The following is a 13,986-nucleotide window of genomic DNA, read 5'->3' on the forward strand; positions in this document are numbered from 1 at the left end:
GCGAGTGGGCGGCCGGCCGAGACGAACACCACCGTCCCGTTCGTGTAGGCGGCCGCGGCGCGCCGGGGCCACCGCCCCCCCCCGCGCCCCGCGCCGCGCCCCCCCCGGCGCCCCGGGGGGCCGGGGGGGGGGCGCCCCCCCCCCCCCCCCGCGGCCGCCTACACGAACGGGACGGTGGTGTTCGTCTCGGCCGGCCGCCCACTCGCCGCGCAGCGCGCTGAGGTGGTGGTGCAGAGCGCCCTGCTCGGCGCGGGCAGTCTCGACCGGCGGCTCGTCGGCGGGCTGCGTGCCCGGCCGACGGTGGCGCGCCGGTATCTGGCGCTGGAGGGCCGGCGCGTGCTGGCCGGGATCACCTGCCGGGTCCCGGCGATCGCCACGCTCGGTCCGTACGGCGCACCGAGTACCCACAGCGCCGAAGAATCGCTGGCGGTGGCGCGAAGCCGGGCGCGTGTTACCGGCCCACCGGACTGGTTCGGCGTGATCGAGCCCGCGCAGCTGCTGGGATCCGGTCCCGGAAAGACCGGCAAGGCCACCGATCACGATCTCGCCGCGGCCTTCGACAACGTCGACCGGGACGAGGACGGGGAGCAGGAGGAATCCGGTGGCAGTCGCATCCTGCGGTTGTTCGACAACCCGGTGTTCAGTTCGCAGCTCGCCGGGAATCTACTGCGCACAATACTCGGCAGTTCGCGGGGATCGGCGGACGAGGACGCGGGGGCGCACATGCAGGCTCGCGCGCTGCGCCGGGGCCGGGCGGGCAATGCGGCCGCGCGCCCGCTTCCCACCCCGATCCGGTTCGTCGACGACGCACCCGGCGCCACCCTGGGGTTCGGCGGCGCGTTCTTTCCGGAATGGGATGTTCACGCCCGCCGCTACCGCCCGGATTGGTGCCGGGTCCTCGACTTCCCGCTGACGGCCGAGGCCGATATCTCCGCCGCCGCGGTCGCCCACGACCGTGTGCTGGCGCGGCGCCTGGCCCGGATCGGCCTCGGACCCACGGTGCGGCGGGGCCGGCCCGACGGCGACGAACTCGACCTCGAGGCGGCGATCGATCTGCTGATCGATCTCCGCTCCGGTTACGCACCGGCCGAGAACGTGTACCTGGAAACCCGCACACTCGACCGCAATCTCGGGGTACTCGTCCTGGTCGACGCCTCGGGATCCACCTCCGATGCCGACCCGGACGGGCTGGCGGTGCACGAGCACCATCGCCGGGCGGCTGCCACCCTGGCCGCCACGCTGGAGGAACTGGGCGACCGCGTCGGCGTCTACGCGTTCCGTTCCGAAGGCCGCGCTGCCGTGCACCTCTCGGCGATCAAAACCTTCGAGCAACGGTTCGGCGCGGCCGAACGCGCGCGTCTCCAGCAGCTGCGACCCTCCGGGTATACCCGCCTGGGTGCCGGAATCCGTGGTGCCGCCAGAATTCTCGAGACCGAGTCCGGCACCCCGTACCGGTTGCTGGTCGTGCTCTCCGACGGCGTGCCTTACGATCACGGCTACGAGGGCCGTTACGCGGAGGCCGATGTGCGCAAGGCCCTCGCGGAACTGCGCGGCGACGGGATCGCCTGTCTGTGTCTCTCTCTGGGCGCGAGCACGGAAACCGACGCCCTCGACAGGGTATTCGGCTCGGCCGGGTATGCGAGCGCCGCGGCGCTGCCGGAGCTGAGTCCCCGGATGGACGAGTTGTTCCTGGCCTCGCTGCGCGAATTGAGGGCGCCGAGAACACGCGGCCGATGAACATGAAACCTGTTGCGCGACAGCACTACTCAACCAGGTACTACGCGACCGATATCGATTTCGTGTCGAGGAATCCCGCCAGGCCCTCGCGCCCGAATTCCCGGCCCAGACCGCTGGCCTTGACGCCCCCGAACGGTGCGTGCGGATCCATGCTGTAGGCCTGGTTGATCCCGAAGGTCCCGCTGCGGATCCGGTGGGCCACGGCCAGGCCGCGGTCGATATCCGGCGTCCACACCGACCCGGACAAGCCGTATTCGGTGGCGTCGGCGAGCTGGACGGCGTGGTCGAGGTCGCGATAGGTGAGCACGGTGAGTACCGGGCCGAAGATCTCCTCCCGGGCGATCCGCATGGTGGGGTCCACGTCGGTGAACAGGGTCGGCCGGACGTACCAGCCGCGGTCGAGGCCGGGGGGTGGTAAGGGGCCGCCGGTGATCAGGCGGGCGCCCTCGCCGCTACCCAGGTGGATGTAGTCGCGGATACGCTGCCGCTGGCGGGCGGTGACCACGGGACCGATCCGGGTCGATTCGTCGGCCGGATCACCCACGGTGAGCCGGTCGATCATGGCGGCGATCGCGTCGACGTACTCGTCGCGGCGCCGGCGCGGCACCAGAATCCTGGTCTGGGCGACACAGGCCTGACCACCGTTCATCAGCGCCGCCACCTGGATTCCGGCGGCGACCACTTCGGGGTCGGCGTCGTCGAGTACCACCGCCGCCGATTTGCCGCCCAGTTCGAGGCTCACCCGTTTCAGTGCGGCCCCGCAGGTCGCGGCGACCTCGCGACCGGCCGCGGTGGAGCCGGTGAACGACACTTTGTCGACACCGGGATGTCCCACCAGGTATCTGCCGGTGTCGCGGTCGCCGGGCAGGATGGAGACGACACCGGGCGGAATCTCGCTCTCCCGGACGAGTTCGGCCATGAGGTAGGCGTCCAGCGGTGTCTCCGGTGACGGTTTGAGTACCACCGTGCACCCGGCGAGCAGCGCGGGCGCCAGTTTGGCGACCACCATCAGCATCGGCATATTCCACGGGGCGACGGCCCCGACGACACCGACGGGTTCGTGCCGGACCCGGATACCGCTGCCGAAGTAGCCGGGCCGCGACTCCTGCCACGGGAAATCCGCGGCGAGATCGGCCAGCGCCCGCATCATCACCCCCGGCAGCCGCGCGTGCGCCGAGCGGGAGAAAGTGATCGGCGCACCCATTTCCGCGGTGACGAGCTGGGCGATCTCCTCGACTCGCTGCTCGTAGCGGCCGGCCAGGTCGCGCACGATCCGCACGCGCTCGGCGGGGTCGAGCCGCGGCCACGGTCCCGTATCGAAGGCCCGGCGCGCGGCCGCGACCGCCCGGTCGATATCGGCGGGCGCCGGCGCGGCGATCCGCGCGAGAAGTTCCTCGGTGTGCGGGGAGATCACCTCGAAGGCGAGGTCGGAATCGGGTGGCACCCAGTCGCCCCCGATGAAGAGATGGTCGTACCGGCGCATGGAGGTTCCTCTCAGGCTGTGTGTACGCCGAGTGCGTGGAGCAGGCGGATGGTGGGCGGCGGGTCCGGCCGGCCCGCTACCGGTGAGCTGGGCCGGGATTCGACGTAGCGAATTCCTTTGGGCACGGTATCTCTCCTCGGAGCAGCCGGGTTCAGTTCGGCGCGGTGGCCGGTTCGTTCTTGTGGACGACGCCGTCTTTCATGACGAAGCGAACGTGTTCCAGGGCGGAGATATCGCGGGTGGGGTCACCGGGGACGGCGATGATATCGGCGAGCAGGCCGGGCGCGAGGCGGCCGCGGTCGCCGGCATCGATCAGTTCGGCGCTGGTGACGGTGGCCGCGCGAATCGCCTGCACCGGGGTCATCCCACGATCGACCAGCGCCCACAGTTCTTTGGCGTTCTGCCCGTGGGGGACCGCGGGTGCGTCGGTCCCGCAGGCGATCTTGACCCCGGCCTCGATGGCCTTACCGAGCATGCGCCGCGCCTTCGGGAAGACCTCGGCGGCCTTGCGCTGCAATGCCGGTGGGGCCTTGGAGGTATCGAGGCCTTCAGACAGGTAACTGGTGGGGACCAGGAAGGTGCCGTGATCGACCATCATCTGCACGGTGTCGTCGGAGGCCAGCGATCCGTGTTCGATACAGTCCACCCCCGCGCGGATGCAGGCGCGGATACCGGCGTCACCGTGGGCGTGCGCGGCGACCTTGATCCCGGCCCGATGGGCCTCGTCGACGATGGCGGCGAGTTCTTCGTCGGAGTACTGCTGGGTTCCGGGGGCGGTACTGTGCGACATCACGCCGCCGGACGCGGAAATCTTGATGACGCCGGCACCGTATTTGATCTGGTACCGGGTGGCGGCCCGTACCGCGGACACTCCGTCGGCCATCCCCTCCTGCACCGACATCGGCATGATGTGCGGGGCCAGTTTCTGGAACATGGTGGGGTCGAGATGGCCGCCGGTGGGTGTGATGGCATGTCCCGCCGACACGATCCGCGGACCCGGGAACCAGCCCTGGTCGATGGCGCGGCCGAGGTCCACATCCAGCAGGTACCCGCCGGTTTTCACCATCAGGCCGAGGTTGCGGACAGTGGTGAAACCGGCCATCAGCGTGGTCCGCGCGTTGACCGTGCCGCGCAGCGTCCGGTACACGGGATCGTCCTGGACCCCGTGCAGGGGATTCGGCAGCCCGCTCGGATTGCCGGGCCCGCCGATGAGCAGGTTGATCTCCATATCCATCAGGCCCGGTAACAGCGTGACGTCGCCGAGATCGATTTCTGCCGCGCCCTCGGGTGCGCCGGCCGGCCCGACGGATTCGATCAACCCGTCCCGCACCACGATCACCGCGGGAGAGCGCACGATCCCGGCGTCGATATCGACCCAGCGCGCCGCCCGCAGCACCGTCGCCGCGGCGCTCACGGTACCGGCTCGATCACGCAGGCCATCGACGCGTGACTGGCATCGGGAATCCACGGCTGGTGCCACACCTCCACCGGGAACGACACCATGATCATCGAATACAGCAGGCGCAGCAGATTCACCGCGTCGTCGGGCATATCGTCGAGGCCGACCCGGTCGAGGTAGGTCAGCGCGGCCTCGGCGCGCGGGGTGATCGCATCGTAGAAGCGCTGCATCTCGTCCATGGAGGAGGCCAGGCGTTTGGCGTACCGTTCCCCCTCGGTGGCCAGGCACCACTCGGAAAACGGTTCGAGATCGGCGAATTCGGCGGGCAGTGCGCTCATCGCTGGGCCGCTCCTGTCTGCTGGTTGCGATGGTTGCCGACCCAGTCGGCGGCGGTCTTGTGCAGGTGGCGCAGCAGGATCTCCTGATCGCAGAGCGGGAAACGCGTCACCGCACGGGATTCGAGGGTCATCTGGGTCGCTTCGAGGGTGCTGGCGTCCTGCAGGCCGTATTCCTTGAATGTCACCGCCGTCATCTCGTGGGCGACGCGTTCCCGGGGCGTCCGGGCGGGGACGAAATACAGATTGCCCTCGAAGATATGCGTGTTGTAAGAGGTCGGCCAATAGTGATAGGTCAGGTACCAGCCGGCCGACCAGATCAGGATCACGAAATTGGGAAACAGCTGGAACGAATCCAGCCCCCACGGATCGCATTTACCGGGATTCACCCCGGACGGCAATTCGCCGAGGTCGGGCACATCCCACGGTCCGAACAGGCCGCCGCGGGTGATGTCCTCCATCGGCTTGCGCATGGACGGGTCCAGTTCCCAGGTCACCACGCCGGAAGTACTGACCAGCCGGTGCGGGCCTTGCAATTGATAGTGCGGGGCCTCGAAACCGGCGGCCTGCGCGGCAGCGGAATAGTTGTCCGGTGACTGATTCCCGTGCAGGACGGCGGCGTGGTAGAACTCCTGGAACGCGTCCATATAGAGTTTCCAGTTCGCGCCGACCTCCGAACGGTAGGAATAACGTTCGGTGAGCTGATCGAAGGGATAGCCCTCCAGGTCGGTGATCATCGGACCGAGGAATTCGCGCAGCGACTGCTCCGGTTCCGGGGCGAGATTCACGAAGATGAAACCCGCCCATACTGCACAGTGCACAGGAGCGAGGCCGTAGTCCTTCTTGTCCAGGTCGAAGAACTCGCCCTCCTGCTGGACGAAGGTCAATGCACCGTCGAGCCCGTACCGCCAGCCGTGGTATTTACAGGTGAACTGGCGGCAGGTCCCCGAAACCTCCTCGCGCGGAAGCTCGTTCCACACCAGCTTGTTACCGCGGTGGCGGCAGATGTTGAAGAATGCGCGCACCTCCTTCTGCTTATCGCGCACCACGATCACCGACGTCGTCGCGGCGTGGATCTCCTTGGTGAAATAGCTGCCCACCCGGGGTAGTTGTTCCACCCGCCCCACATTGAGCCACGCCTTCTTGAAGATGGCCTCGCGTTCGAGTTCGTAGATCTCCGGCGAGATCGAATCCTCGTAGGACATCGGCGCGGTACCGAGTTCGGGATAGTGCTCGGTCCAGCTGCCTTCGGGGGGTTTGGGCCAACGCGGCATTGCGTGCTCCTAGCGGTGGATCGGTGGGGCCGGTTCGTTCGGCTACTGGATCGGTTCGTCACCCAGAACGGTGGTGCGCAGCATTTCGCGGGGCGAGTTCTGCGGGTAGGGCGCGGCGCGGTGGATGACCCCGCGGTTGTCCCAGATCACCGTGTCGCCCACCGACCAGGTGTGCCGGTAGACGTATTCGGGGGCGGTGCAGCGCGTGAGCAGATCGTCGAGCAGCGCGCGGCCGGCGGCCGGGTCCATGCCGATGACCCGGTCGGTGGAGGTGCCGAGCACCAGCGAGCGCCGGCCGGAGCGGTGGGTCCAGACCAGCGGATGCTCGCGGGTGGGCCAGTTACGCCAGTGCTCCACCTGCCGCGGTGAGGGGTCGGGGTTGAGGGGGCGTTGCGACGCTTCCAGGGAATGCAGGACGCGCAATTCTCCGAGACGCTTCTGCTCGGCCGGCCCGAGACGGTCGTAGGCCCGGTAGGTACTGGCGAATTCGGTTTCCCCGCCGCTGGTCGCGACCGCTTTCGCCGACAGGACCGTGGCCATCTGCGGGTAGGCGTCGTCCTTGGGGGTGCAGCCGTCGATATGCCAGTCGAAGGTGCCGCGCAGATAGTTCGCCGAGGAGTTCTTGCTGGTATCGAGGCTCACCCGGTAGATCCCGGGCAGCGGGTGATGGCCGGGCGTGGTGTCGATGTCGCCGAGTTTCCGGCAGAACGCCACCTGGGCCTCCGGCTCGAGGTGCAGACCCCGGAAGACCAGGACACCGTTGGTCTCCAAGGCGTCGAGGATCAGGCCCGGGACGGAATCGTCGGTGACCAGCCGGTCGGCGTCGAGGCCGGTGATTTCGGCACCGATCTCGTGGTTCAGTTTCTCGACGGTGAGGGTGGTCATGGTCGCTCCGGAAAGGTTGTGGGGGTGCGGGTCACGGCCATGGTTCGCCGATCCGTTCCAGTTCGGCGTCGGCGCTGTCGACCGGGCGGGGTTGCAGGAATATCTCGACGGCCATCGCCACCAGGGCGAGCGAATAGATCAGCTGCAGCAGATGCAGCACCTCGTCGGGCAGGTCGTCGAGCGGGAACTTGTCGCAGTAGGCGATCGCCTCCTCGAGCCGCGGGAAGAAGGCCGCGTAGAACTCGTTCAGTTCGTCCATCGAACTGTTCATCCGGCGCTCCCAGCGCTCGGTTTCGGTGGCCAGGCACCAGATCGGCGCGAACCGCTCGAATTCGGCGAACGCGGGTGGCAACATATTTCCGGTCATCGGCTGCACACCCCCTCCCGCGCGTGGCGGTATTCGCCGACCCAGTCCGCGACGACCTTGTGGAAATGCCGGACCAGGATCTCCTGGTCGTTGACCGGATAATCGGTGATCCGCGCCGTGCGGTAGGCGGATTCGAGCGCGGTCTGCGTACCGGTGAGCATCCCGGCGTCCTGGAGTGCGAATTCCTTGAACACCACCGAGGACACCTCGTGCTCCACCCGCTCCCGCACCGTCCGGGCGGGCTGATAGCACAGGACGCCCTCGAACAGGTGACTGTTGTACGAGGTGGGCCAGTACCGGTAGATGAGATACCAGCCGCGGTAGAACAAAATCTCCAGATTGGGGAAGATCTGGAAATTGTCGATGCCCCACGGTTCCACCCGTCCCGGGTTGATTCCCGGCGGTAGCTCACCGATATCGGGGGATTCCCACGGCCCGACGAGCCCGCTGCGGGTGGCCCGCTCGATCGGGTACATGAACTCCGGCGGCAGGGTCCAGCGCCGGGCGCCGCCGGTGCTGACCACCCGGTGCGGGCCGTCCATCTGGAAATGCGCGCATTCGAAGTTCGGCTCGGGGTTACGCACCGGACCCGGCACCTGCTGGGAATGCAGGCCGGGGACGTGGTAGTACTCCTGGAAGGCGTCGGCGAACAGTTTCCAGTTGCTCTGGTTCTCGGCCCGGAATTCGTACCATTCGGTCATCCGGTCGAAGGGATAATCCTCCAGCGCGGTGACCATCGGGCCCAGGAATTCGCGCAGGGTCTGCGGTGGTTCCGGCGCGAGATTCACGAAGATGAATCCCGCCCACACCTCGCAGTGCACCGGTGCGAGGCCGAAGTCTTTCTTGTCGAGATCGAAGAATTCGCCCTCCTGCTGGACGAAGGTCAGCTCCCCGTCGATGCCGTACCGCCACCCGTGATATTTGCAGGTGAATTGGCGGCAGATACCGGATGTCTCCGCGCGGGGATCCTCGTTCCAGACGAGTTTGTTGCCGCGGTGCCGGCACACGTTGTAGAACGCCCGCACCTGCTGCTCGCGGTCGCGCACCACGAGCACCGACGTCCTGGTGATATGGATTTCCTTGGTGAAATAGCTACCGGCCCGCGGAACCTGTTCCACCCGGCCGATATTCAGCCATGCCCTGCGGAAGATCGCCTCCCGCTCCAGTTCGTAGAACTCCGGTGACACCGAATCCTCGAACGACACCGGGCCCGTGCCGAGTTCGGGATAATGCTCGGTCCAGGTACCTTCCGGTGGTTTCGGCCAGCGCGCCATGATCAGTCCTCCCGTACGGGTTCGTCGGATGTCGCGGGGGTGTCGGGTTGCAGGTCGACACTGTTGAACACCAGCGCCAGGCACAGGTAGGAACCGATCACGAAGAGCAGTTCGAGCAGCTGCCGGGTGTCGAGCTGCGCGGTGAGTTCGGCCCAGGTGGTATCGCAGACCCGGTACCGGTCGAGCAGTTCGTCCGCGGCGGTGACGACCAGCCGGTCGGCAGTGGGCCAATGCGCCGTCTCACCGCAGGCGAGGTCCTCGATCGTGCCGACGGTGATGCCCAGCTCACGGGCCATCCGGGAATGCTGATCCCATTCGTAGGCCGAGCGGGTGCGCCACGCGACCCGCAGGATCGCGAGTTCGCGCAGCCGGGGGTCGAGGGCGCCGCGTTCCAGGAGCAGGCCGTTGTAGGCCAGCCAGGCGCCGCCCAGTTCCGGGTGGTGCCCGAGGATTCCGAGGATATTCGGCAGCGGCGGCGTGCCGGGTGCCCCCGACAAGTACTGGTCCGCGCGTGTGAGCCGGCCCCGCAACATGGCTCGTCCGGCTTCGGTCCAGTCCGCGGCGGGTAGCGGGGCGAGGCGGGGATCGACGGCCGTCATATGACCGCCCCACCGTTGACGCCCACCACTTGCCCGGTGATGAACCGGGCCTCGGCCGAGCAGAGGAACGCGCACGCCGCGGCGATATCGGCGCCGTCGCCGAGATAGCCGACCGGGATGGCCAGGGCCATCGTCTCGCTGTCGGGCAGGTGTCCCGCGGCCTGGGACGCGCGCGACATCGGGGTGTCGATTCCGGACGGGGGAATGGTGTTCACCGTGATCCCGCAGCCGGCGTATTCCCGGGCCAGTGCCTTGGTCATCGCGATCACGGCGCCCTTGGACGCGGTGTAGTGGACCATTTTCGGCGATCCCCGCTGCGCGCTGGAGGAGGAGATGGTGACGATCCGGCCCCAGCCGGCCGCCAGCATATCGGGTATCACCGCCTGCACGCAGTGGAAGGTGCCCGTGAGGTTGACCTCGATGATCCGGTTCCAGGACTCGATGGAGATCTCGGTGAACGGCTCGAACGCGAAAACCCCGGCGCTGGTGACCAGTACCTGCACCGGACCCCACTGCGCCCGCACCTTCCGCAGGGCTTCGTCGACGGCCGTGCGGTCGGTGACGTCGACCTCGCAGCCCAGCGCGGCCCCGCCGGTCGATTCCAGTTCGGTCGCGACGCGGTGTGCTCCGGCGCCGTCGCGGTCGAGCACGGCGATGCGATCGCCGGCCGCGGCGAGGCGCCGGCAGATCGCCGCACCCATTCCGGACGCGCCGCCGGTGACCACGGCGACCCGGTTCGCGCGGTGGGTGGTGCGGTGGCCGTCCTGCTGCCGGTTCGCCGGGGGACTGCTCATCTCGAAGCTCCTCGTACTGCGCGAGCGGGGGCGCGGGGTACGCACCGGGAACGGTCCGGCGCGCCGGCGCCGTGGGCGACGCCTCGGGGCGGGTGTGCCGCGCCGGCCGTTCGGCGATTAATCGACTGCTTAATTAAGCAGTCGATTAAAGTTATACGGAGAACGGTTTGCCGCTGTCAAGACCCGAAAGACCGCCGGAGGCGGCCACTTCCACCGGTCGACGGACCGGCGACCGGCCTGCCGGAACCGCGGTGCGACCGCGCTTCCTAAGATCGAGGCGAACGCGGGCACGGGATCGTGGAGGATTTCGGAGAAGTCCCCGCAGCGGTCACCACAAGGAGGTGCCATGGGCGAGAACCGGGCGTCGGTGCCGGCCGGCGCCGAATCCGACGGTGCGAGCCTCTCGACGAGGTCGGCGCTGCTCGACGCCGCCGAACAGGTGATGCTCGAGGACGGCTACGCCGCCGTCAGCTCCCGGCGCCTCGGCGCGCGTGCCGGTGTGAACCCGGCACTGGTCTACTACTACTTCGGTAATATGGACAACCTGTTCGTGACGCTGTTCCGGCGGGGCGCCGAACGCAGCTATCAGCGATTGCTCGCGGCGGCCGCCGCCGAGCAACCGCTGTGGGCGCTCTGGGATGCCATCCACGATCAGTCCCGCACCGCACTCACCATGGAGTTCGTCTCCCTGGCCACCCACCGGCCGTCCATCCGCTCCGAAATCGCCCAGTCCTCGAAACGGTTTCGTGAACTGCAGCTGGAGATCGTCTCCCGGGCCCTGCACGGACGCGACCACGACCGCTGGAACCCGGTGACCTTGGTGATGCTGATGTCGAGCGTCTCGCGCTTCCTGCGGATCGAGGAAGCCTTCGATATCGATGCCGGGCACGCCGAAATCACCTCCGTGATCGAGGATTTCCTGGCGGAGGTCGACGGGCCGCGCCGGGACAGGTGACGCGCCCGGAATCGCAGTCCGCCGCGCCGGGCGGCCTCAGTGCTGCGGGAACGTGGTCATCACGGTGAGCGGCACGCGCGTGTCGCCGGGACGGGCATCCAGTCCGATCAGGACGACAACGTGGCGGCCGTCGGGACGTTCGTAGCCGAACGTCCACGCATCGGAGGGAACGGCACCGGGCGCCATCGTTGCCCAACCGCGCCGCTCGATCATCTCCGTGTCCAGTTCCCGCCGCAGCGCATCCGGGCCGGTCGCGGTGGCGAGGGTGTACTCACCGACCGTGAGCCGCTCGCGGCCGAACCGCCGCGCCAGTGCGTCGAACACCGGGCCCCACGCGCGTTGGCTGCGGCCCGCGACGGCATCACCGAACGAATACTCCGGCGGCTGTTCGACACCCGCGGGCCACGCGGGCATCGTGGGTGCGGGCTGGTCGGCGCAACCCGGGACGGCGAGGAGCGCGCCCACGAGCAGGAGGCCGAATACACGGCGTGCCCGCGGCCGGACGGGTAGGTGACGGCGAGTGCGCACGGACCACCGCCTTTCTGCTGTCCCGGGCGGAAACCGGTGCCCAGCACAGTCAACCGCATCACTCCGGACCAGGGCTACCCCTCGCGGCCCGACCGGAGGAGGAGGCGATACCGAAGGCGCTGCGAACCGCCGGGCCGCTGGTGATCACCGTCGGTGCGGCCGCTCCGGCGCGCGGGCCTTCTCGTCCCTCGGGTTGTCCCCCGCGCCCGTGGTGGCGTACCCGATGGTCATCGTCGGCCGCGCCGGCATGGCGGCGAGTTGCGGCTCGTTATCGGCCGGTGCCGCATCCCGGCCCGGTTCAGGTGAGTTCCATCAGGCCGCGGGAGTCCCAGGGCATCGGACCGGTGGGAAAGCTGAACCGGACCATCCGGTGCGGAGGGGCCGCCTCGAAATGCGCGACCGCGGGCGGCAGGAACCCGCTGAGCATCTTCTCCAGCAGGGTGTTCAGCCCGGAGAGCCGGGGCCGCAGCCGGACCTGCCAGCAGTCGAGGCTGCCGGCCGGCACCTCGACGAGGGTCCGCTGCTCGACCCTGGCGCTCAGCGGGATATGCACCGAGAAGGCCAGCCAGAGCGGAATGTGCTCCTCGACGCCTTCGGCGAAGTCGAGACCGCGGAGCAGGGTCAGGCCACCCGCCAGCGGCATGAGGTCGGCGGGGAAGGGCGCGATACCGCCGCCGAACTGCAGGTGACTGGTACCCCGGAAAGTGGCTTCCTCCCGGCTCACCACGGTGCCGCCGGAGCGGGTTTCGGCGCGATACTCGGCCGCCAGCAGGCGCTCGCCCACGCGGTGGAACCGCTGCTCGACGGTGATCGTGAAATTCCCCGCTCCGGGGCCGACCTGCACGATCGACCGGTAGCCGGCGTCGTCGTGACCGATGACGCTGACCAGGTCGAGTGCGGGCGGCCCCTCCGCGATACGCACCGTGTACACCGATTTCTCGCCGTCGGGGATGCCCGGATCGCGGAATACGGTGTGGATCACGGTCGTCCCTCCTGGGCGGCGGCTTCGAAAACGGCTTTCAGCGTCCGGACGTACCGTTCGACGGATTCGTGCGCGACCGGGGTGTCCGGGTAGATGGCGCTGAGCGTGGTTTCGGTCGCCAGCCGGTTGATCCAGATCAGTACCTGTTCGGAGGCGGCCCGATTGGCGTAGAGCCCGCAGCCGGCCGCGTCGAAGAACTCGTTGCCGAGCAGTTCACGGGCATCGACATAGGAGATCATCGGGCAGGACCAGCCCGGTTTCAGGTCCAGATCGGAATCGGGCGGCAGCAGTTCCACCACGCGCTGGAAAGAGGTCGGCGCGAGCCGCAAACCGTTCTCGTAGGCGTGCTGGGCGAGGGTGACCACCCGGTCGAAGGAGGTGGCGCCCAGCGGGAACGCCACCGGTAGCAAGGTGACGTACCAGCCCACCGAGGCGCGTTCCGCGGGTGTGCTGCGCGTGCTCACCGGCGTCATGCCGAAGTAGTAGTCGCTGCCGGCCAGTTCCTGTTCGGTGAGCGCGGCCGCCGCGAAGATGCCACCGACGAATTCGGCGCCGTGGGCCCGGCAGCGCCGCTCGAACCGGAGTGCGGTGGTTTCGTCGAACAGCGTCACCGTGCGGTGCGCGCTGCGGTTGTAGATATCGGTGCGTTTACCCAGGTCCAGCGGAAACGTAGGGAGCCTACCCTCGTTTCCGCGGATCAGCTCGAGCCATTTGCGCACCCCGGGCGAGGAGAGCGACATCTGCCCGGTGTAGGCCCGCTCGGTCGTGCAGTAGTCGAGGTAGCTGGCCGCCGGGGACAACATCTCCGGCGCTTCCGGCCAGACCTCGCGGGTGTAGAGCACCGCGAGATCGAAACCGGACAGATACTGCCCGAAACCGTCGGTGTGCAGATGATCGACCGCCAGGTACACCGTGGTGGAATCCGCGCGTTCGATCGTCCCGAAGGTGAAACAGTCCCAGTCGAACGGCCCGGGTGTGGTCTTCTGGACATGCTCACGGACGGTGATCGGATCGTCGACCTGTCCGCAATCCACCGCAACGAATTCGACGTCTTCCTCCGGTATCAGATGCCGTTCGATCACGCCGTCCCGGGAGATCCGGAACCAGGTCCGGAAGGTGTCGTGCCGCAACAGGAACGCGTTGATCGCGCGGGTCATCGCGTCCCGGTCCAGGTCACCGGCCGGAATTTCGGCGGTGACCAGGCACAGACCGGAATAGCGGAATTCCGCCGCGGCGTGCCGGGCGGCCAGCCGCAGATATTGTTCCTGCTGATGCGACGGCGGCGCCCGGGGGGGCCGGGCCCCCCCGGGCCCGGGCCCCCCCCGCCGGGGGGGGGGCCCCCCGGGGGGGGCGCCCCGCGCGCCGGGGGCAATG

At 68.4% G+C, this 13,986-nt stretch carries 14 protein-coding genes; 2 read left to right on the forward strand and 12 right to left on the reverse strand.

Going from position 1 to position 13,986, the window contains the following annotated elements; genetic code table 11:
* Positions 1 to 174 precede the first annotated feature (174 nt).
* Positions 175 to 1,737 (forward strand): nitric oxide reductase activation protein NorD, encoded by a 1,563-nt coding sequence (locus tag QH276_RS19375; protein WP_280399850.1) that lies wholly within the window; start codon positions 175 to 177, stop codon positions 1,735 to 1,737.
* A 40-nt stretch (positions 1,738 to 1,777) separates the two neighbouring features.
* Here QH276_RS19375 and QH276_RS19380 read toward each other — a convergent pair whose 3' ends face one another.
* The 9 genes from QH276_RS19380 to QH276_RS19420 form a co-directional block, all read right to left on the reverse strand.
* Positions 1,778 to 3,220 (reverse strand): aldehyde dehydrogenase, encoded by a 1,443-nt coding sequence (locus tag QH276_RS19380; RefSeq protein WP_280399851.1) that lies wholly within the window; start codon positions 3,218 to 3,220, stop codon positions 1,778 to 1,780.
* A 151-nt stretch (positions 3,221 to 3,371) separates the two neighbouring features.
* Positions 3,372 to 4,634, reverse strand: a complete 1,263-nt coding sequence (locus tag QH276_RS19385) for a metal-dependent hydrolase family protein (protein ID WP_280399852.1) — start codon at positions 4,632 to 4,634, stop codon at positions 3,372 to 3,374.
* Positions 4,631 to 4,957, reverse strand: coding sequence for a hypothetical protein (locus tag QH276_RS19390; RefSeq protein WP_280399853.1), 327 nt, complete (start codon positions 4,955 to 4,957; stop codon positions 4,631 to 4,633). Before QH276_RS19390 ends, QH276_RS19385 begins: the two co-directional genes overlap by 4 nt.
* On the reverse strand, positions 4,954 to 6,228 hold the full coding sequence (locus QH276_RS19395; protein ID WP_280399854.1) for an aromatic ring-hydroxylating oxygenase subunit alpha: 1,275 nt from the start codon (positions 6,226 to 6,228) through the stop codon (positions 4,954 to 4,956). The genes QH276_RS19390 and QH276_RS19395 overlap by 4 nt, the downstream gene beginning before the upstream one ends.
* A 42-nt stretch (positions 6,229 to 6,270) precedes the next feature.
* A complete protein-coding gene (locus QH276_RS19400; RefSeq protein ID WP_280399855.1) occupies positions 6,271 to 7,113 on the reverse strand; it encodes a TauD/TfdA dioxygenase family protein in 843 nt (280 codons plus the stop codon).
* Between the two features lie 31 nt (positions 7,114 to 7,144).
* A complete protein-coding gene (locus QH276_RS19405) occupies positions 7,145 to 7,480 on the reverse strand; it encodes a hypothetical protein (protein WP_280399856.1) in 336 nt (111 codons plus the stop codon).
* Complete coding sequence (locus QH276_RS19410) at positions 7,477 to 8,754, reverse strand: aromatic ring-hydroxylating oxygenase subunit alpha (RefSeq protein ID WP_280399857.1); 1,278 nt, start codon at positions 8,752 to 8,754, stop codon at positions 7,477 to 7,479. Before QH276_RS19410 ends, QH276_RS19405 begins: the two co-directional genes overlap by 4 nt.
* 2 nt (positions 8,755 to 8,756) lie before the next feature.
* Positions 8,757 to 9,353 (reverse strand): carboxymuconolactone decarboxylase family protein, encoded by a 597-nt coding sequence (locus QH276_RS19415; RefSeq protein WP_280399858.1) that lies wholly within the window; start codon positions 9,351 to 9,353, stop codon positions 8,757 to 8,759.
* Positions 9,350 to 10,147 (reverse strand): SDR family NAD(P)-dependent oxidoreductase, encoded by a 798-nt coding sequence (locus tag QH276_RS19420; RefSeq protein WP_280399859.1) that lies wholly within the window; start codon positions 10,145 to 10,147, stop codon positions 9,350 to 9,352. Before QH276_RS19420 ends, QH276_RS19415 begins: the two co-directional genes overlap by 4 nt.
* A 346-nt stretch (positions 10,148 to 10,493) precedes the next feature.
* On the opposite strand from QH276_RS19420, the gene QH276_RS19425 reads away from it, so the two are divergent.
* Positions 10,494 to 11,102: a TetR/AcrR family transcriptional regulator gene (locus tag QH276_RS19425; RefSeq protein ID WP_280399860.1), complete on the forward strand. Its 609-nt coding sequence runs from the start codon at positions 10,494 to 10,496 to the stop codon at positions 11,100 to 11,102.
* Positions 11,103 to 11,138: 36 nt separating this feature from the next.
* On the opposite strand, the gene QH276_RS19430 is transcribed toward QH276_RS19425, so the two are convergent.
* The 3 genes from QH276_RS19430 to QH276_RS19440 form a co-directional block, all read right to left on the reverse strand.
* A complete protein-coding gene (locus tag QH276_RS19430) occupies positions 11,139 to 11,630 on the reverse strand; it encodes a hypothetical protein (protein WP_280399861.1) in 492 nt (163 codons plus the stop codon).
* A gap of 298 nt (positions 11,631 to 11,928) precedes the next feature.
* Entirely contained in the window at positions 11,929 to 12,612 is a 684-nt protein-coding gene (locus tag QH276_RS19435; RefSeq protein WP_280399862.1) for a hypothetical protein, read from the reverse strand.
* On the reverse strand, positions 12,609 to 13,986 hold a 1,378-nt coding region (locus QH276_RS19440; protein WP_348536958.1), incomplete at its 5' end, for a condensation domain-containing protein. The genes QH276_RS19440 and QH276_RS19435, both read right to left, overlap by 4 nt.

It is taken from the genome of Nocardia carnea (assembly GCF_029869215.1).
GTDB lineage: Bacteria > Actinomycetota > Actinomycetes > Mycobacteriales > Mycobacteriaceae > Nocardia > Nocardia carnea_B.

Coding starts and splice junctions, on each gene's coding strand:
- QH276_RS19380 (WP_280399851.1), bottom strand. CDS start 3,220: ATGCGCCGGTACGACCATCTCTTCATCGGGGGCGACTGGGTGCCACCC.
- QH276_RS19390 (WP_280399853.1), bottom strand. CDS start 4,957: ATGAGCGCACTGCCCGCCGAATTCGCCGATCTCGAACCGTTTTCCGAG.
- QH276_RS19395 (WP_280399854.1), bottom strand. CDS start 6,228: ATGCCGCGTTGGCCCAAACCCCCCGAAGGCAGCTGGACCGAGCACTAT.
- QH276_RS19400 (WP_280399855.1), bottom strand. CDS start 7,113: ATGACCACCCTCACCGTCGAGAAACTGAACCACGAGATCGGTGCCGAA.
- QH276_RS19405 (WP_280399856.1), bottom strand. CDS start 7,480: ATGACCGGAAATATGTTGCCACCCGCGTTCGCCGAATTCGAGCGGTTC.
- QH276_RS19410 (WP_280399857.1), bottom strand. CDS start 8,754: ATGGCGCGCTGGCCGAAACCACCGGAAGGTACCTGGACCGAGCATTAT.
- QH276_RS19415 (WP_280399858.1), bottom strand. CDS start 9,353: ATGACGGCCGTCGATCCCCGCCTCGCCCCGCTACCCGCCGCGGACTGG.
- QH276_RS19420 (WP_280399859.1), bottom strand. CDS start 10,147: ATGAGCAGTCCCCCGGCGAACCGGCAGCAGGACGGCCACCGCACCACC.
- QH276_RS19425 (WP_280399860.1), top strand. CDS start 10,494: ATGGGCGAGAACCGGGCGTCGGTGCCGGCCGGCGCCGAATCCGACGGT.